At 53.5% G+C, this 18,791-nt stretch carries 15 protein-coding genes; 2 read left to right on the top strand and 13 right to left on the bottom strand.

The genetic code is table 11. The features are described 5' to 3' along the window. Window positions 1-44 precede the first annotated feature (44 nt). Window positions 45-1,049 carry a CvpA family protein gene (locus NFR55_RS09260; protein WP_251548469.1) on the bottom strand — a complete coding sequence of 335 codons (1,005 nt, stop codon included), beginning with the start codon at window positions 1,047-1,049 and terminating at the stop codon, window positions 45-47. A gap of 83 nt (window positions 1,050-1,132) precedes the next feature. Between NFR55_RS09260 and yyaC the strand changes: the two genes are divergently transcribed. Next, complete coding sequence (yyaC, locus tag NFR55_RS09255) at window positions 1,133-1,657, top strand: spore protease YyaC (protein ID WP_251548468.1); 525 nt, start codon at window positions 1,133-1,135, stop codon at window positions 1,655-1,657. Window positions 1,658-1,730: 73 nt separating this feature from the next. On the opposite strand, the gene NFR55_RS09250 is transcribed toward yyaC, so the two are convergent. The 12 genes from NFR55_RS09250 to gltX form a co-directional block, all read right to left on the bottom strand. After that, window positions 1,731-2,912 (bottom strand): hypothetical protein, encoded by a 1,182-nt coding sequence (locus NFR55_RS09250; protein ID WP_251548467.1) that lies wholly within the window; start codon window positions 2,910-2,912, stop codon window positions 1,731-1,733. Between the two features lie 315 nt (window positions 2,913-3,227). Then, window positions 3,228-4,253, bottom strand: coding sequence for a pyridoxal phosphate-dependent aminotransferase (locus NFR55_RS09245; RefSeq protein WP_251548466.1), 1,026 nt, complete (start codon window positions 4,251-4,253; stop codon window positions 3,228-3,230). Between the two features lie 87 nt (window positions 4,254-4,340). After that, entirely contained in the window at window positions 4,341-6,239 is a 1,899-nt protein-coding gene (locus NFR55_RS09240) for a hypothetical protein (RefSeq protein WP_251548465.1), read from the bottom strand. A gap of 99 nt (window positions 6,240-6,338) precedes the next feature. Further along, on the bottom strand, window positions 6,339-9,692 hold the full coding sequence (gene mfd / locus NFR55_RS09235; protein ID WP_251548464.1) for a transcription-repair coupling factor: 3,354 nt from the start codon (window positions 9,690-9,692) through the stop codon (window positions 6,339-6,341). Between the two features lie 203 nt (window positions 9,693-9,895). Further along, the gene (gene pth, locus NFR55_RS09230; protein ID WP_251548463.1) at window positions 9,896-10,438 is read right to left on the bottom strand and encodes an aminoacyl-tRNA hydrolase; all 543 of its coding nucleotides are present in this window, start codon (window positions 10,436-10,438) and stop codon (window positions 9,896-9,898) included. Window positions 10,439-10,445: 7 nt separating this feature from the next. After that, complete coding sequence (locus NFR55_RS09225; protein ID WP_251548462.1) at window positions 10,446-10,652, bottom strand: DUF1858 domain-containing protein; 207 nt, start codon at window positions 10,650-10,652, stop codon at window positions 10,446-10,448. A 199-nt stretch (window positions 10,653-10,851) separates the two neighbouring features. After that, window positions 10,852-12,399, bottom strand: a complete 1,548-nt coding sequence (locus tag NFR55_RS09220) for an ABC-F family ATP-binding cassette domain-containing protein (RefSeq protein ID WP_251548461.1) — start codon at window positions 12,397-12,399, stop codon at window positions 10,852-10,854. Between the two features lie 4 nt (window positions 12,400-12,403). Then, a complete protein-coding gene (locus tag NFR55_RS09215; RefSeq protein ID WP_251548460.1) occupies window positions 12,404-13,189 on the bottom strand; it encodes an alpha/beta hydrolase in 786 nt (261 codons plus the stop codon). A gap of 310 nt (window positions 13,190-13,499) precedes the next feature. After that, a complete protein-coding gene (locus tag NFR55_RS09210) occupies window positions 13,500-14,420 on the bottom strand; it encodes a DUF4097 family beta strand repeat-containing protein (RefSeq protein WP_251548459.1) in 921 nt (306 codons plus the stop codon). Further along, on the bottom strand, window positions 14,413-15,132 hold the full coding sequence (locus tag NFR55_RS09205; RefSeq protein WP_251548458.1) for a DUF1700 domain-containing protein: 720 nt from the start codon (window positions 15,130-15,132) through the stop codon (window positions 14,413-14,415). Before NFR55_RS09205 ends, NFR55_RS09210 begins: the two co-directional genes overlap by 8 nt. 14 nt (window positions 15,133-15,146) lie before the next feature. Beyond that, the gene (locus NFR55_RS09200; RefSeq protein ID WP_251548457.1) at window positions 15,147-15,458 is read right to left on the bottom strand and encodes a PadR family transcriptional regulator; all 312 of its coding nucleotides are present in this window, start codon (window positions 15,456-15,458) and stop codon (window positions 15,147-15,149) included. Window positions 15,459-15,605: 147 nt separating this feature from the next. Further along, window positions 15,606-17,021 (bottom strand): glutamate--tRNA ligase, encoded by a 1,416-nt coding sequence (gene gltX, locus NFR55_RS09195; RefSeq protein ID WP_251548456.1) that lies wholly within the window; start codon window positions 17,019-17,021, stop codon window positions 15,606-15,608. A gap of 88 nt (window positions 17,022-17,109) precedes the next feature. On the opposite strand from gltX, the gene NFR55_RS09190 reads away from it, so the two are divergent. Next, window positions 17,110-18,498 carry a Sapep family Mn(2+)-dependent dipeptidase gene (locus NFR55_RS09190; RefSeq protein ID WP_251548455.1) on the top strand — a complete coding sequence of 463 codons (1,389 nt, stop codon included), beginning with the start codon at window positions 17,110-17,112 and terminating at the stop codon, window positions 18,496-18,498. Window positions 18,499-18,791 lie beyond the last annotated feature (293 nt).

Here is an 18,791-nt window from a genome sequence, read left to right as displayed (position 1 = left end):
TACCATATTTTCGTAAAAATCACAAGCGGAAAGAGGTTGTTTTTTTATTCTTCGGGCATAGGTTCGGGCATGGGTATTGTGTACCCGTCTTTCACGAGATACAGTCCGTTGAGTTTTATATATCCGTTCTCTACGTCTATGGTTGCCGTTGAGGGTTGCAGTCCCTCGAAGTTAAGAGTAAGCACGCCGTCGGCTATTTCGTAAGTTCCCTTTAATATAGTGCCTTCCGAACGCTGTTCGAATTTGCCGCCCGCCATTAGTTCTATCTCGAACGGCGAGTCCTCCGCATCCTCGGGCGCGTACTTGTATACGCCGTGTTCGGGTTTTGCCTCGGGTTCTTCGCCGGGCTTGTTCGCCTTGTCATGCAAATCGAGCAGTTTAATTAGAGTGTCTTCTCCGCCCGTAATGAATTTTTCGCTAAGCTTGGTTACCTGCTCGTACACGGGCGCGGCAATCACGCTGTTGTCTATCTGATTGCGCACGGGCGCCATAAACGAGAAGCCCAAAAGGAAAGACAGTATAAACATGAGCACGCAAACGTGCCACGCGCCTTTAACCGCGCCGAATATAAGACCCAAAAGCCTGTTGAGCGCACCCACGAATTTACCCTTGCTCATGGCGTTTGCGAACATGGTGAACAAAAGCAGTATAAAGCGTATCACTATAAACAGCCCTATGCACACCATGATGCTGAATATGCCGTTGGCAAGGAGCAGCGAAACGCCGGTGTGCACGTCCACGCCCTGACTCTCGGAGAGTTTAATAAACGGACTCAACAGCGTGCCGAGCACTCCCTCGGAGGTGATATCGGAAAGTTTGCCCGAAATCCAGCCGAACAGCGAAAAGCCGCTTCCGCCGCCCACAACGAAATTTTTCACCGCGTCTATATCGAGCAACGCGCCCACCACGGGTTTGGTGAGAAAGAACGCCGCCATAAACGAAACGAGCAGACCGAAGAAAGATATCACGGTCTTGAAAAATCCTTTCCATAAGCCTATAAGCGCGCAAAGCACCACTATGGCTATTATCGCTATATCAATATACGACATAAATCCTCCGTCTCTTAATATTGATTGCCTTTTTTTCTTTTCGTAAACGTATAAACGAGCGGTTTACGGTCAACAATCGGCTTATGAAAACCAAAAATTCCGAATTGCTTATATCTCAAACCGCCTACGACCTTTTCGCCGCCCTCGGCTCTCTGCGCCGTCCGCCCGTAATTCTTTGCATAGGGTCGGACCGCGTGACGGGCGACTGCATAGGTCCGCTCGTGGGTCACTTGCTCGCCTCGCGAAATCTCGGATGCGAAATAGTGGGAACTCTCGACTCGCCCGTAACCGCCCTTAACATTGCCGACTCGGTGCTCAAAGTAAAGCGGCTTTACGCCGGCAGAAAGGTGATTGCCGTGGACTCGTGCGTGGGAGAAGCCGACGAGCTCGGCTCCATACGCGTACGCAAAGGGAGTTTGCGCCCCGGTCTTGCCTGCGGCAAGTCTTTGCCCAAAGTGGGCGACGTGAGCGTTACCGCAACGGTCGCTTCGGGAAACGCCGACAACCTCTACTCGGTTCGGCTCGGTTTCGTGTACTCGCTCGCCTCCGAAATAGCGGACTCAATCGAGTGCGCCCTCAAAACCTCTACTCGCCGCAAAGAAGCGTGAGCTCTCGGGTCTTGTATACCTACAATATAGCGCGGCAGTCTTTTAACCCTATTAGCGTAAGATTAAAATTCGATTAAAAAAGCCAACGCTCGAGTAGTCCGAACTCGCGCATGAGAGTGAGCGCACTCCCCGTAACGGCAAACGTGTCGGGCGCGAGAGCCATGCACAGCTTTAGGTCGGACGGCTCTATTTTCCCTTTGAGGGAGTAGCCGTCGTCGGGATACATACGCCGAAACAGCCTTTTGGCTTCGTCGAAAACCTTTACGCAGTCGCAGGCGAGCAAACCGAGCTCCTCGCGATACTCCCGCACTCTGTACGCCGCAAGTTCGGCGTTTTTCATTCGGCTTATCGCCGCACGCGCCGCCGTCAGCTCGTCGAACCCGAGATACTCGCAAAGTTTTTCGGCTCGGTAATTGTTGTCGGGCGGAGGAGTGAAGCCGCTTTCTCCGCTCACGAATTCGAGGTAGGTTTTGCCGAGCGCACACCCGAACAAAAAGGCAAGCTCGCCCCTGCCGCACTGCGCCCGCTCCTCTCTCGCAAACAGCATTTGAGCCGTGCGAGCGCAATCGTCCGCCGCGCCTCGCACAAACGCCAAACCCGCGCTTTGGGCAAGACTTGCGAGCCGCAACGATATCCGCGCAAGCTCAACGCAAAGCCCCGAAGCGTTTCTGCCCTTTTTCGCACAGTCGAGCGCACGGTACGCGAGGTTGAACGCCTCTTCCCTAACCTCGGGCGAAACCGATTTGCCCACCGCCCGCAGATACGCCTCGCTGTCGAATACGCCCGCCGTAGCCGCGCATATGCCTCCGAACGCGTCGGGAAGGTCTTTTGCGAGCTCGCACGCACTCTCGTCTATCGCCGCGCCCACGGGCACTGCGCCTTCGCTAAGCCGCAACGCGGTGCCGCACCAAACGCGGCACTGCGGCGTAAGCGCGGTAATCGCCGCGGAAGCAGCCGCAACAAAGTATACGGGCAGTTTGCGCTCCTTGCCGAGCAGTTTCGCGCAGTCGGCTTCGCTCTCGCCGCCGTATGCCGCTATCAGTCTTACGTCGTCGTCGATATTCGGGCACGGTATGCGCCTTTGCTCGCCGCATGCAACGAGCAGCCTCGGCTTAATTCCCGCTCTGCGCATTTTGCGCATGTATTCCGACGCGTTTTCCGCGCCTGCGGCAACCACCGCAACAGCCGAACCCGCGGGTAAAAGTTCGGCAATATCGGTTATTCCGTCGCCGTCGCTTATTTGGGTTATACACATACATATGGGTATAACACGTACGCGGCAAAGAAATACGGCAACTTTTGGCGATAATGCGGTTAACCTGTCATTGCGAGGAGGGCACAGCCCGACGAAGCAATCTCATTCGGGAGAAAACAAAAGCAACCGTACTTGTTCCATGTAGGAGATTGCCGCGGCACTGCGTGCCTCGCAATGACAAATAAACCTTAACGTCATTGCGAGGAGGGCACAGCCCGACGAAGCAATCTCATTCGGGAGAAAACAAAAGCAACCGTACTTGTTCCATGTAGGAGATTGCCGCGGCACTGCGTGCCTCGCAATGACGGATAAACCTTAACTTGTCAACGCTTTCATTAGTTCCGTCATGTCTTGCGGCGTGCCTATCGAAATGCGTAACTTGTCTTTAAGGCGCGGCGCGTTAAAGTAGCGCACGAGCACCCCTCTTTCTTTTAAGCGCAAGTAAGCGGCTTCGCCGTTGCCGTCGGGCACCGTTACGAGCACGAAATTTGCGGCGGACTTTATAAACTCGTAACCTTTGCGTGTAAGCTCGCGGCAAAACTCCTCGCGCGTTGCAATCACTTTTTCCACCGTTTCGCGGTGATACTCTTCGTCGCAAACGGCGGCGAGCGCGGCTGCTTGAGTAAGCGCGTTCACCGAGTAGCTGTTAAACGAATTTTTCACGCGCACAATTCCCTCTGTAATTTCGGGATTTGCCACAGCGTAGCCGCACCTAAGTCCCGCAAGCGAATAGCTTTTGGAAAAGGTTTTAACCGCAACCGCGTTCTTACTCAGAGCGGCACGCTTCGCCATGCTCTCCGCGCCCGAAAAGTCTATGTACGCCTCGTCTATAATTACGGGAAAGTCTTTGCCTATAAACTCGCTCACGTCCTCGTATATTCCCGTGGGCGCGTTGGGATTGGCTATAACCGCGCCGCCGAGTTCGCGGTAGCCCTGCCTGTCCAAAGTAAAGTCCGAACGCAAAGCAACCGTTCGGTATGCAAGTCCCCACAAGTCGCAGTACACGGGATAAAAGCTGTAGGTCACGTCGGCGAACTTTACGGGCTTGTCCTCGTCGAACAACGCCGCGAACGCAAACGCCAACACCTCGTCGCTCCCGTTGCCCACAAACACGTTTTCGGGTTTCACGCCCTCGTGCTCGGCAATCGCCTCGCGCAGTCGCACGCAGTCGGGGTCGGGATATCGCGCAAAAGCAAAGCTATCCGAATCGCGCAACGCGCGTACTACCGCGGGCGACGGCGCGTAGGGGTTTTCGTTGGTATTGAGTTTTACGTACCGCCTGTCGCGCGGCTGTTCGCCCGCCCTGTACGGCACGAGTTTTCGGCACAGCTTGGAAAGCACTGAGTTCCCTCCCTAACACAAAACGCCGAAGCCGCCGCATATCGGCTGTTTTCGGCGTTTCGAAATTCGTTTGCAATTTGCCTTTTATCAGTCTTTGTAAAGGCTTTCGTAACGGTCCTTGTAGGTGTGCACCCAATTCTTTTGGTCACGGTAGTAGTTAATTCTCTCGTTCTGCCACGACTCGAAAGCGGTGTTTTCCTTGGCGGTGCGGAGCTTTTCTTCAAAGGTTTCGCGCACCGTCTTGTATTCGCCCGGAGTGAGATAGTCGCTAAGCTCGCGATATCCGGGAGTTACCTTGCGAGCAAGATACATAATGTGCACGCCGAACTCGGTTATCGCGTATTCGGGAAGAACCTCGCCCACCGAGTAGCCGTCGTTATACAGTTTCATAGCCGCGTCGTAGAATTCTTCCACGTAGCCCGAATGTCCCTCGGGGTCATCACGCTTAACCATATACGTTGTGCCCGTTCCGAACGCGCCGGGGTCGGTGTTGTACTTGTAGGTGAGTTCGTCGAACTTGCGCTCGGCGTCGCGCGGGCTTACATAGAGAGAGGACATTTCGCTCTTAACTATATCGAATACCTGTTTTACCGTCATGGGGCGCGAAAGGTCGTCTTCGCCGTTCACGTGCTCGTATACGGTTATGGCGTTTACCATGTTTTTGCGATAAGCCGCAACGTCTTTGCCCGCGTTCTCGGGCTTTGCCGCCCACGCGGTAATGTTGGCTTTCTGCTCCTCGGAGAAAGGAAGCAAAATGTGCTTAACGAAGAAACAGCTGTTATCGCGCATGTATATAACGCTGTTGCTGTCCTCCGAAAGCGCGTTTTGATACGCTTCGCGGCTCGGTCCGTAAGTCTCGGTCTGATAGGTGAGCTGTTTTATATACGCGTCGGCAATATTCTCTTCGGTTACGTCTACGTTGCCCACAATGTAATTTTGCAACTTGCTTATGAGTATGCTCTCGCGAGCCGACTTGCCCGCAAAATATTCCATAAGGTAGGTTTCGCCGAGCATGGGATAAACGTATTCTATGCCCTGCTCGTTGATTACCTTTTCTATCTTATTTATATCTTCGTCGAACTTTTTGCGGTCGGAGTCGGTAACTCTGAAATCGCTTTCGGGCAATTTCTTAATCTGCTCGATAAAGCGGCGTACCGCTTCCCTGTCGCGGCTCTTCTCTTTTTCGCTGCCGAACATTCCGGGATAGTTGTATATTTCGGGCTTCCAATCCTTGAGCTTGGGAACTTGCACGGGGCGTGTAAGCGGCGTTCCGTCTTCATTCATTATCACATTGCCGTTTCCGTCTTTAACCTCTTCGGTTACCTTAACCATTTTGGGCGAGCCGTCCTCGTTGTAAAGCCTTTCGCCCGTTTCGGGATTGCGTTCCTGCTTTTGCTTGTATTCGTATACGATATTCCCGTTCTTGTCGAATTCGTAATCGGTGTAATCGTCTTCGGTGGTTTCCGCGTCGGGCACGGGGTATGTGGTGCTCGTGTTGCCGCCTGTCGCGTCGCCGGAGGTCGCGTCAGACACGATTTCGCCGAAATCGGAAAGCACGTTGTTTTTAAGCGACTTTATGGAACTGTCTATCGCGTTGTAGATAGTCTTTTTGTAAGTGTTGTCGTCCGCTTTGGTCCACTCTATCTTTTCCTGCTCGAGCAAACGCTCCGCTTCTGTTATGAGTAGCTCGCGGGTAACGAGTTCGCTCAAAAGCCTGTCGGCGGCCTGCTCGGCGGTAAGCCCGTAGTTGGACATGTACGAACTGCCGTAAGTGTTCATCGCGCTCGAAAGCTCGCTCTTGTAGATATATTTCGTTCCGCTCTTAAACGTGATGTTGGTAGAAACGTCTTTATCTTCTATGGGGTCTATAACCGCAACTACCTGACGCGCGTCCTTCTCGTAGTTGTGTTCTATAAGCGAACAGCCCGCAAACATAGATGCGAGCATAACCGCTCCGAGTATTATTGCTATTATCTTTTTACGCATTATAAGGATAGTACCTCCGAAATAGTCGGAAAAATAACGACACTGTGAGTATCAAGCTCAATTATACAGGATTATGCCCGAAAAAGCAATTAAAATGCCTTACTTTTTGTGACAATCGGTCAAAAATTTAATAAGTTCTTCGGTCGCGCTCTTCCCCGTGAATTTCACTTTCACCTCTTTTGCGGTAAAAGTAACCCCTTTCGCCGTGGCGATATACGCCGAAACGTACTCCGACAGGTCTTTAACCGAAGCGAAAGTTACCTGCGCCGCGCCGCCGCGGATATTCACTCCGCAAGCTCCCGCCCTCGCCGCGAGATTTTTTATAAGACCTATCTTCACGAGGTTTACCACCGCTTTGGGCGGTGCGCCGTATATATCCGCCGCGTCGGCGATGAGCGAGCCGCACTCGCTCTCGCTCGAAACCTCGGCTATGCGGGCGTAAAGTCTAACCCGCCACTCCTTGTCGGGCACGTAAGACTCGGGCACGAACGCGTTGAAATCGCATGTTACCGTAACGTCGTTTTTGCGTTCCGCGCTCGCCTCGCCGCGCAGTTCGTCCACCGCCGATTTGAGTATTTTGCAGTACATATCGTAGCCCACTTTTTCTATGTGCCCGTGCTGTTGCCGCCCGAGGATATTGCCCGCGCCGCGTATTTCGAGGTCGCGCATGGCTATCTTAAATCCGCTGGACAGCTCGGTGTACTGCGTGATTGCGTCGAGCCGCTTGTAAGCGTCTTCGCCGAGAATTTTGGACGGATTGAAGGTAAAATATACGTATGCGAGTCGGTTACTCCGCCCCACTCTGCCGCGCAGTTGGTACATCTGCGAAAGCCCCAGGCGGTCGGAGTCAATCACTATCATTGTGTTTGCCCGCGGCATGTCTATGCCGTTCTCTATTATGGTGGAAGCCACCAAAACGTCCGCCTCGCCGCTCTCGAATTCGCCTATAATGCGCGAAAGCCGCTCTTCGTCCATCTGCCCGTGCGCCACGCGCACCCGACCCGCGGGAACTATAGCCGAAATCGACGCGGCAAACCTGTCTATATCCGCCACGCGGTTATACACCACGAACACCTGCCCGCCCCGCCCGAGCTCGCGGTTTACGGCGTCGGCTACGAGAGCCTCGCTGTATTCGGTCACGAATGTTTGCACGGGAAGCCTGTCGGCGGGCGGAGTGTCGAGCACCGAAATATCGCGTATGCCCGTCATAGACATGTGCAAAGTGCGCGGTATGGGCGTTGCCGAAAGGCTCAACACGTTCACGTTGGTTTTCAGTTTCTTTATCTTCTCTTTGTCCGCCACTCCGAACCGCTGTTCTTCGTCCAAAATAAGCAGTCCGAGGTCGGCAAACGCCACGTCCGAGCTGAGTGCGCGGTGAGTGCCGCAAACTATATCTATCTTGCCGCTTGCGAGCTTATTCAGAGTTTGGGTGATTTCCGCGCCCGAACATGCGCGGGAAAGCCGCCCCACCCTTACGCCGAACTTTTCCATTCGTGCGCGAACCGTTTCGTAATGTTGGCGGGCGAGTATGGTGGTGGGAGAAACGAACGCAACCTGTTTGCCCTCGCATATCACCTTAAACGCCAGCCGCATTGCAACCTCGGTTTTGCCGAAGCCCACGTCGCCGCACAAAAGCCTGTCCATAATCTTGCCCGACTTTAAGTCGCGCAGTCCCTCCGCCGTGGCGGTCAGTTGGTCCTCCGTTTCGGTATACGGAAAGTCGGCGCAAAACTCGTCGAGCAAAGAGTCGTCGGGCGAATAAACGTGCCCGCGGGCTTGAGCTCGAGCGGCATATAGCTCCGCAAGCCCGAGCGCCATATCTTTTACCGAAGCTTTCACCTTTTCGGTGAGCCGAGCAAAGTCCGCGCCGCCTATCTTGCTGAGTTTGGGGTGCTCGCTCGCAACGAGCTTACTAAGGCTGTCCATGTTCTCTATCGGCAGATAGAGCTTGTCGCCGCCCGCGTAAAGCACCACTATATAGTCGCGCTCGCTCCCGCCCATATCGAGCTTGCAAATGTTTTCGCAAAGCCCTATGCCGTGCACGCGGTGAACCACGTAGTCGCCCACCTCGGGCAACACGAACACGTCGCGCGTACTGCGCTTTATCACCTTTTTCGCGGCGCGTTTGCTTATATCGAGAGTGCCTATTATTACCGTTTCGCTGTCGAAAAAGGTTGCGCCGTGCGGAAGAAAATCTTCCCTAAGCTCCGCCCCGCCGCCGAGCGCGTATTCAGAAAACGAGTCGCGCAATCTCTCCTTTGCCGCCGCGCTCCCGCACATAACCGTTACTTTGTAGCCCCTGCGAACCCAGTTCTCTATATCCGCGGCGAGCGCGGGCAAGTCGCGCGAATAGTCGGGAATTTCCGCCGCCGTGAAATTGTAAACCTTGCTCGGCGCAAACAGCCTGTTTTGGCTGTCTACTCTGTGAAACGCCAAAAGCCCCGCCGCCTTTTGCTCGCTCACCTGCGAAGAGGAGTACAGCGACTCGAACGTAAACGAAAGAGTGTCGCCCGAGGAGAGCAAACTTTTGTATCGCGCGGCGTGCTCGCTCGCAAGCACGGCTACGTTGTCGCAAACGCTCTTGCAGTCGTCGAACACTATGATTTCGCCCTCGAAAAACTCCGCAAAACCGGAGTGCGGGCAAAGCGGCAACACGAACGAGGCGCGAACGGAGCGCACGCCCTCGCCGAGCAGATAAGCCGCGTGTTCCGCCGCCGAAACGAGCCTGTCCGAAGAATTTTTCGCAAGCGCGGCCTTTATCGCGGAACACACCTCGCCTGCCCGCTCACCGCTCAAAAATATATCGGTGGCGGGATATATCGTCACGCGTTCGAGCTTTTGTTTCGCCGTTTGGTCGAACGCGTCGAACGAACGGACCGACTCCGCCTCGTCACCGAAAAATTCGATTCTTACGCTCTGCCCGTCGCCTATGCTCCAAACGTCGAGAATATCGCCGCGAACGGCGAAAAAGCCCTTCGCGGTTACCTGCTCGGCGCGTTCGTAACCTATGGAAACGAGCTTTTGGGTTATTGCGTTTAGGTCGTATTCTTTGCCCGCCGCGATTTCCACCGCGCCCGCCTCAAGGTCTTTGCGCCGCGGGTAGAGTTCGGCGAGCGCGGCGGCAGTGGCTACGAGCACGTCGGCTTCGCCCCGAATATATGCGGAAAGCGCGCCGAGTCGGGCAACGTCGTTTTCGGCGGAACGACTCACCGCGCAGGAAAGAGTATCGTCTTTTTGCGGCATAAACGCCGTTTTAAGACTCAGCGCGGCAAACTCCTCTTCGGCGGCGCGTGCCGACGAGATATCCGAACACACGTACACAAAGCGCGACAAAAGCGCGGACGCAATGATTTTATCGTATCCGCGCATTCCGAACGCCGAAACCGCATGCCCTTTGCGCACGCAGTCGAGCATTTCTTTTAACTGCCCGCGTGGGGTTAATATGTTTTTCATACTTTTCTATTGCAGGGGATTGCTTCGTCGGGCTTCGCCCTCCTCGCAATGACGAATAAAAGATTATGCCGCACGTTGTCCTCAGCCGAGCGCGTAGCGCGAACGCCACGAGCGTAGCGAGTATTGCGAGGGCATTTATGCCCGTGGCAATCTCAGCCGTTTACCCTTTGTCATTGCGAGCGAACGCAGTGAGCGTGGCAATCTCAGCCGAGAGAACCGCCCTTTTCCAAAAGCGAAACGATTTCGTCGCACGCCATTTCGATGGCGTCGGCAAGCTGTTGCCGCTCCGCCTTGGGCACGGCAGAGAGCACGTAGTCGGCGAGCGGAACTCTTTCGGGCGGACGACCTATGCCTATGCGCACGCGCGGAAAGTCTTGCGTGCCTATTTCGGCTATTATGTTGCGCATGCCGTTGTGCGTGCCGCCGCTTCCGCTTTGCCGCACCCGCACCGCCCCGCGCTCGATATCGATATCGTCAAACACCACTATCAAGTCGCGGCTCGTGCACTTATAGCGGGCAAGCAGTTCTTTCACCGCCCTGCCCGATAAATTCATATACGTTAACGGCTTTGCGAGCACTATCTTTTCGCCGCACAACGAACCCACTCCCGTGAGCGAACTGCATTCGCGGTTTTTGAGCTTTATGCCCAGCCTGTCGCTAAGGCAGTCCGCAGCCAAAAAGCCCATGTTGTGAAAAGTGTAGGCGTATTCGTCGCCGAAATTGCCCAACCCGACTACTATCTTCACGGCTTAATTAAGCGTTGTTTTCGGCAAACTCGTTGAGCCTGTCGAGCATTTGTTGCAAGTCCACTCCGTGAGCCGCCGCCGCTTGCGCAACCGTTTCTCCGCGGGAAATAGGACAACCGAGGCAGTGCATTCCGAATTCGAAAAATACCGGTCCGATATCCGGCGCAAGTTGCAACACCTCGTAAATAGTCATGTCTTCGGTTATTTTAGCCATTGTTTTATACCTCCGTAATTATCGTCTTAGTATTTTACATTAAATATACGGTTTTGTCAAGAACGCGTAACGGTTTTGATATTTTCTCATGCGAGGGATTGCTTCGTCGGGCTACGCCCTCCTCGCAATGACGGAGCGGGCGCACGTCATTGCGAGCGAGTTTACGAGCAGTCCAATCCCATACACGGAACACGTTATTTCACTGTTTTATATCGAGTACGTTGTTGCCGCAAACGGCTTCGGCAAAGTCGCGCTCGTGGCTTACGAGTATTACCGCGCCTTTGTATTCGGTCAGAGCCTTTTTAAGCGACTCTTTAGCCCGAACGTCGAGGTGGTTGGTAGGCTCGTCGAGAAGCAGTATGTTGGTGGTTTTTTGCATTAGCACGCACAGCTTTACTCTTACCTGCTCGCCGCCCGAAAGTTCGCGCAAAGGCTTTGTGCAAAGCTCGTTTTTAATGCCCGCCTTCGAGAGCTTTTCGCGCAGTTGTTTGGGTTGCAATCTCGGATACAAGTCCGAAAGATATCCTAGCGCGTTGGTTTCTTTCGTGCCGAAGTCCATATCCTGCTCTATGTAGCCGGGCTTGAAAAAGGGGTGAAGCGCAAAGCCGCCGCCCTTTGCGGGGATTTTCCCCATAAGCGTTTTGATTAAAGTGGTTTTGCCTATGCCGTTCGTGCCGCGTATCCAAAGTTTTGTTTCGCCGTCTATGTGCAAGTTTATGGGCGGCAACAGCGGCGACGAGTAACCTATAAGTAGCTCGTTTGCCGTGAGCATATCGCGGGTGTGCAACACCTCGCACGGAAAAGAAAACTCGGCGTCGTATATCACGGCGGGTTTGTCGAGCCGCTCCATGCGGTCGAGCATCTTTTTGCGACTGTTCGCCATGCCCGCGGTTGCCGCCCTCGCCTTGTTTCGCGCAATGTAGTCTTCCATGCGCTTTATTTCTTCCTGTTGGCGGCGGTAGCTCTCCTCGTACTGCTTGGCGTTTTGCTCCGCCTGCGCGCGGTACGTGGTGTAATTTCCGCCGTACTTTTTGATTGTGCCGTTCTCTATGGAAACTATGAATTTCGTTACCTTGTCCAAAAATTCAACGTCGTGCGAAATAACCAAAAAGGTGTTTTTAACAGAATTGAGGTATTCGGTAAGCCAAGCTATGTGCTCTATATCCAAAAAGTTTGTAGGCTCGTCGAGAAGCATTATATCCGGCTTTTCGAGCAACAGCCGCGCGAGCATGAGCTTTGCGCGTTGCCCGCCCGAAAGCGTGGATATCACGGTGTCGTACCCGAGAGCGGCTATGCCCAGCCCGCCCGCAACCTTTTTTATTGCGGAATCGAGCTCGAAAAATCCCGCGTCGGTAAGCCTGTCGAGAATTTTGTTTGCTTTTTCTATTCGGCGGTCGAGTTCGTCGGGGTCGGATATTTCCGCCATATCGGCGTACATATTTTCCATGCGCTCGTTTTCGGCGTACAAATGCGCAAATGCCTCGCGCAAATATTCCATAACCGTTTTGGAGCGGTCTATATCGGCGTGTTGGTCGAGATAGCCGCGGCGTATGCCGCCCATCCACTTAACTTCGCCTTCGTCTTGCGGGAGCTTGCCCGATATTATGTTTATAAACGTGGTTTTGCCCGCGCCGTTAAGCCCCACTATGCCCACGTGCTCGCCGTTGTTTATTGAAAGACTCGCGTTCGAAAACAGCGGCTTGCCGTCGTACGTGTGGCTCAAATTTTTTATTTCGAGTATAGCCATGATTTTATATCGAACGCAAGAACTCGTCGGCAAAGTCTATCCAGTGCGCCGCCTTGCCGTTTATTAAGCATGGATTGCCGTAGGCGGTGCGCTCGTCGCATACGCTCAAGCCGTGCGGACCGTCGCGGAAAATGTGAAGTTCGTACTTAAGCCCTTTTGCGCAGTATGCCGCGGCGTAATTCAACGCGTTTACCGCGGGCACGCACGCGTCGTTGGCGGTTGCCCAAATAAACGCGGGCGGATTGTCCTCCCGCACCGACGCGTGCAGGTTGAGCCACTCGTTTTCTCCCTCGGGCATGCCGCCCAGCAAATTGTCGAAACTGCCGCCGTGCGTGGGAGTTCCGCCTATAACGGGATAGCAAAGCACAATGCCGTCGGGCGCAAAATCGTATTTTTTTACGGGCGCGAAATCTTCGGGACAGTTAGCCAAACTGCCGCACAAATGCCCGCCCGCCGAAAATCCTATTGCGAAAACTTTTTTTACGTTTGTTTTGCACCCCTTAGCCCGCGAACGAATTTCGTTCATTGCGTTCGCAGCCGCAATCAGTTGCGAGGGAAAACGCGCGGGCGCAACGGGATAACGGAGCACATACGCGTTGTAGCCTCGATTGAAAAATTCAATTGCCACCGGCTCGCCCTCGCGGTCGGAACACATGCCGTATCCGCCGCCCGGAATTACGAGCATAGCGGGGCGCGACTCCACCGGCATTTCGGGAAATTCGGTGTGTTCGTAGCAGTAAAGTTTGCTTTCGTCGCCAGAAACGTTATAAACAAGTTGTTCGTATTTCATGGTTGCATACCTCTTTGTGATTTACAACACAAGTATACAACAAAACTACGGATTTTGCAAGCGATTGCTTCGGGGTACATGTCATTGCGAGGGCACTTGTCATTGCGGGGGTACATGTCATTGCGAGGGCACCTGTCATTGCGGGGTACATGTCATTGCGAGGGCACTTGTGCCCGCGGCAATCTCAGGCATGGAACACGTAATGTTACTTTTCTCATGTTTGGGATTGCTTCGTCGGGCTTCGCCCTCCTCGCAATGACACGGCATACACGTCATTGCGAGGGCACTTGTGCCCGCGGCAATCTCATGCTTAAGAAACCGTAAACCGCAAGTCCGCGTCTATGTTCGTGCCGCGCAAGGTTATCTTCTTGCCCGCGTCCGTCCCCGATTGATTTGCCGGCAAATCGCCCCAACCGTGCGCGTCTACCGTGTATTCGGATTTCGCGCCGTCAATCAAAATGTACGCGTCGAGGTTGGTTCCGTCTACGTTCACGCGCTCCGCCTTCAAGTTCTCGAGCCTTAAGTCGGCGTTCGTGGCTGCAAACGACGCGTCGGCGGCGGTTGCGCCGTACATTTCAACGTCCAAATTCGTGCCCGAAACGGTGAACGACTCGAAACTCGAATTCTTAACGAAAACGTCGAGATTTGTCGAATTTATTTCCGTTCTGCCGCACGCGGAATTCGTTACGTTTATATCCGCGTTTGTCGCGTCTACGAATAGCGAGCCTACGCCGCAGTCCGAAAGCGACAGGTCGCAGTTTGCGGAAGTTATCTTCAAGTTTGCGGCGTTCACGCCATACAGCGACAAATCGCCGTTCGCGCTATTAATGCTAAGCTCCACTCCGTCGGGAAGCGTGAGTTTATACTTGTATTTGAGCCGCCCGAGCTTGAACATGCCGTAAACGAAACAGCCGCTCTTGTGCCTTTCGTTCAACTTAAATACGCCGTTTTCCACGCCTACGCTAACAACGCTGTCGCTCGCTTCGTAGTAGTCCAGCTTTATTTCGTCGCCGCGCGCAATCTCCAACCCGAACGAGCTTACGCTTATCTCCGCCCGCGTTATCTCCGTTTCCGAGCCGCTTTCCGACGCGAGGAAAGTGCGCTCGGTGTATTTAACGGTATCGAGCTTGTAAAAGTCCCAATCGAGCACGCTCATGCCCGCCGTGAACATAACCGCGCCTATTATAAACACGGTTAATCCTACCAATAGTCCTTTTTTCATCTTATTCATGAACAGCCTCCGCAGGTCTTATCCAATTGCGTATTACGGTAAAAAGTTTTTTAGTGACGGCGAACATAAATTTGAGAATATTTCCGCTCACGCTCACTATTATAACGCCTATACCCACCGCGGCAAGACAAACGCCGCACTGGGCAAAACCCGCGCCCGCAAATCCTCGAAATACGGATATCACGGAAAATATCGCCTCGAGCACTCCGCCGCCTATGCACGCAAAGCCCGCTACTATCACCGCGCCCGCGGCAATCCACAGCGAGCCTATCGCGATAAACAGCGCAAAACCAGTAAGTACGTTAAGCACCACAAACAGCGCGAGCCTGCTCCCGCTCGTTTTGCGCACCGTCTTTTTCTCTTTTTGCGGCTTTTCTTCCTTTTCCGCTTCGGCTTTATCCGCAACCGAGTCGGGCGCGGCAATCTCGGCGGGCTTTTCCGCCCGAGTCTCTTCCTCTCTCGCTTTGGAGGGCGAATAAACGGGCACGGTTTCGCGCTTGCGTTCTTCGGTTTCGCCGTCGTATTCCGAAATTATCTTGTCGGCTACGTCGGCGGGATTTCCGAACTGCGAAATTATTTCCGTTTCGCCGTATCCGCGTTCTATCTTATCGGCAAAAAGTTCGTCGTAATACTCCAAAACGCGGTTTATCTCGTCTGAAGGCAATCGGTGTATGTTTTTCTTCAGTTCCGTTTCCCATTCGTATTTGGTCACTTTATATATCCTCCTTACCGCCCCTCGCGGTAAATAAAGTCGTATACCCGTTTGAGTTCGTCGAGGTCGTAAATTGACTCGCGGATGCGCCGCTTGCCCGCCTCGGTTATCATGTAATACTTTCTGAGCCGCCCGTTGTGCTCCTTGCTTCGCGTGGTAAGGCAACCCGTTGCCTCCAACCGCTTGAGTATAGGATACAGCGTGCTTTCGCTCACCTCTATATACGGCGAAATATCGCTGATTATCTTATATCCGTAGCTTTCCTCTTTTTTGAGCGAAACAAGCACGCACACTTCGAGCAAACCTTTTTTCAACTGTGCGTCCACCTGTGCCCTCCTCCGCCGTAGCAATAAAAGACCGTCATATATTTCGCCTCCATACTCTTGAATACATAATACCACGCATTACATAGTATTGTCAACGAAAAAAACGCCGTTTAAGCGTTTTAATCTTTTTTTAATCTTTTTAATTCCTTATAGTTTTTTCAAAGACCGCTCGAGTCTGCGCAAGCACTCTTCTTTTCCGAACAGAGTAGCCATTTCGGTTGCGCCGCCCGGCGTGCTCGCAGAGCCGGTAATCGCTATGCGGAATATCCAAAGCACCTGACCTTTCTTGTAGCCCGCGCCCTCGGCGTAAGATACGAGCGAGTCGTGCAGGTTCTCGAAATTCGTTTCGGTAAGTTTTATGAGCTCGGGGAGCATTTTCGCCGCGAGAGCGGAGTCGGTTTTCCACTTTTGGTTTTGGAAAAGCGAGACGTCGAAATTATCGAAATCGGCTATAAATTCGGTGAGTTTGCCGAGGTCGGAAAACACTTCGGTGCGCGAATGCAAAAGCGTGCTCAAGTATTTTAAGTCCATGCCCTCGAGATACTTGTATTGCGCGTAGAAAGGCAACGCGTAATTATAAAATTGCTCCTCGCTCATCTCCTTTACGTAAAGCGAATTGAGCCAACGCATTTTGGTTTCGTCGAAAATGGACGCCGACTTGCTCACGCCGTCGAGCGAAAACAGTTCTTCCATTTCGGCGAGAGTCATTTTTTCGCGGTTGTCTTTTGGACTCCAGCCGAGCAGCGCGATGTAATTCACAATCGCGTCTTTCAAAAAGCCTTTTGCGATAAAATCTTCGTAGTTGGCGTCGCCGTGGCGTTTGGAGAGCTTTTGGTGCGCGTCGCGCATTATGGGCTGCAAGTGGATATACTGCGGACGCTCCCACCCGAGCGCGTCGTAAAGAAGGTTGTATTTGGGGGTGGACGAAAGATATTCCACGCCGCGTATAACGTGGGTAATGCCCATCAAATGGTCGTCTACCACGTTGGCAAAGTTGTAAGTGGGATAACCGTCGCTCTTAATGAGTATATTATCTTCGAGGTCGGCGCAATCCACCTTTATCTCTCCGAACACGAGGTCTACGTAACTCGTAGTTCCCTTTTCGGGAATGTTTTGGCGTATAACGTACTTTTCGCCCGCGGCTATGCGCTTCTCCGCCTCTTCGCGGCTTACGGTGTGCAGGCAGTGCTTATCGTATTTGGTAGCGCCCTTGTCGTGAATATCGGAAAGCCGCTCGCGCGTGCAAAAACAGTAATACGCGTCGCCGCTCTCTATGAGCTTACGCGCGTACTCGAGGTAAATTTCTTTGCGCTCGGTCTGAACGTACGGGCCGAACTCGCCGCCCACGTCCGGTCCTTCGTCGTAAACGAGCCCCGTTTCGTGCATGGTGCGGTATATGAGTTCCACCGCGCCGGGAACGGTGCGTTCGAGGTCGGTGTCTTCTATTCTGAGTATGAATTTGCCGCCCGCCTTCTTTGCGTACAAATATGCGTAAAGCGCGGTGCGCAGTCCGCCGACGTGCAAAAATCCCGTAGGGCTGGGCGCAAATCTGGTTCTTACCATAACAAAAACTCTCCTTGACAAAAAATGCCGATAGTATTATACTAAAAATACTCGAAATATGCAACCGAATTGAAAGAGGTATAAACAAATGCTCAACGATTTGAATAAACTTATAGCCGTTAAATCGGTAATGGGCGAGCCCGAAGAGGGTGCGCCGTTCGGAAAAGGTCCGCGAGCCGCGCTCGACGCCTTTTTGGAAATAGCCTCCGGCTACGGGCTTAAGGTGAAAAACGAAAACGGCTACTGCGGCTGGGCGGAAATAGGCGAAGGCAAGGATATGATTGGCATACTCGGGCACTTGGACGTAGTGCCCGCGGGCGAGGGCTGGAGTCACAACCCCTACTCTCTCGTATGCGAAAACGGCTTGCTTATGGGGCGCGGAGTAGCCGACGACAAAGGACCTACCGTAGCGGCTCTGCACGCGCTCAAACAGCTCAAAGAGAGCGGCGTTAAGCTCAAACACCGCGTGCGCCTAATCGTGGGGTGCAACGAGGAGAACGGCTCGGAGTGCATAGAATATTACCGCGAGCACTGCGAGATACCCGTGGCGAGTTTTGTGCCCGACGCCGACTTTCCCGTGATAAACAGCGAGAAAGGCATACTGCATCTCACCGTAACTTTGCCCGCCGACGAAATACTGCGGCAAAACGTAAAGTCTTTGCAAGCGGGCATGCGCCCCAACATAGTGCCCGACCTGTGCACGGCGGAAATTCCGCGCGGCAGTAAACTTTATAACGCGATTGCCTCGCTCGGGCGCGACAACTCGGTGTTCTTCTCGCCCGAAATCGCGGCGATAATAGTAAACGGCGACATGCGCATAGAGGACTTTTCGGTTCATTTCTTCGAAGACAAGCTCGTGCTCGAAGCTCGCGGCGTGGCGGGCCACGCAATGGCGCCCGAAAAGGGCGAGAACGCCGCAATCAAGGCGATTAAATTGCTCGCGGGGCTCGAGCCTACCGAAAACAGCGCGGCTCTCGTTTGCGCGGTGCGAAATCTCAACGCGCCCAACCCCGCGCACTTACTCGGCATAGACGCGTCCGACGAGGTATCGGGCAATCTCACCGTAAACGCGGGAATGATGAAACTCGATAACGGCGTGCTCTCCCTCACTCTCGACTGCCGCTTGCCCGTGTGCGCAAATCACGAAAGCACGGTAAAAGCTATAGAGCGAAAATTTGCGGGCGGCAAGGTTTGCGTAGACCGTTTTTCGCCCAACCTTTACGTACCGGAGGACAGCAAGTTGGTATCCGCTCTGCTCGACGCCTACTGCGAAACCACGGGCGGCGAACGCAAATGCCTTTATTGCGGCGGCGGCACATATGCCCGCGAGCTCCCCAACGCCGTGGCTTTCGGACCCACGTTCGAGAATTTGGAAACCAACATACACAACATAGACGAGTCGTTCCCCGTGGAGCTGTTCGAAAAATTGCCGCGCATATACAAGGCGGCAATCCTCAAATTGGACGAAGTAATGTAGTTTTTTATCTTGTCATTGCGAGGGTGCTTGCACCCGCGGCAATCTCCGGCATAAGAACGGCACAGTTTCTGCGCTTGTTCCATGTATGGGATTGCTTCGTCGGGCTACGCCCTTCTCGCAATGACATGTTGCATGTTAACGTCATTGCGAGGGTGCTTGCACCCGCGGCAATCTCGGGCATGAGAACGGAACAGTTTCCGCACTTGTTCCATGCAGGGGATTGCTTCGTCGGGCTACGCCCTTCTCGCAATGACATGTTGCATGTTAACGTCATTGCGAGGGTGCTTGCACCC

Origin of the sequence: Pumilibacter intestinalis (assembly GCF_943193005.1) — a bacterium.
Classification (GTDB): Bacteria; Bacillota; Clostridia; order Christensenellales; family Pumilibacteraceae; genus Pumilibacter; species Pumilibacter intestinalis.
This window is presented reverse-complemented; position numbering and strand designations above follow the sequence as displayed.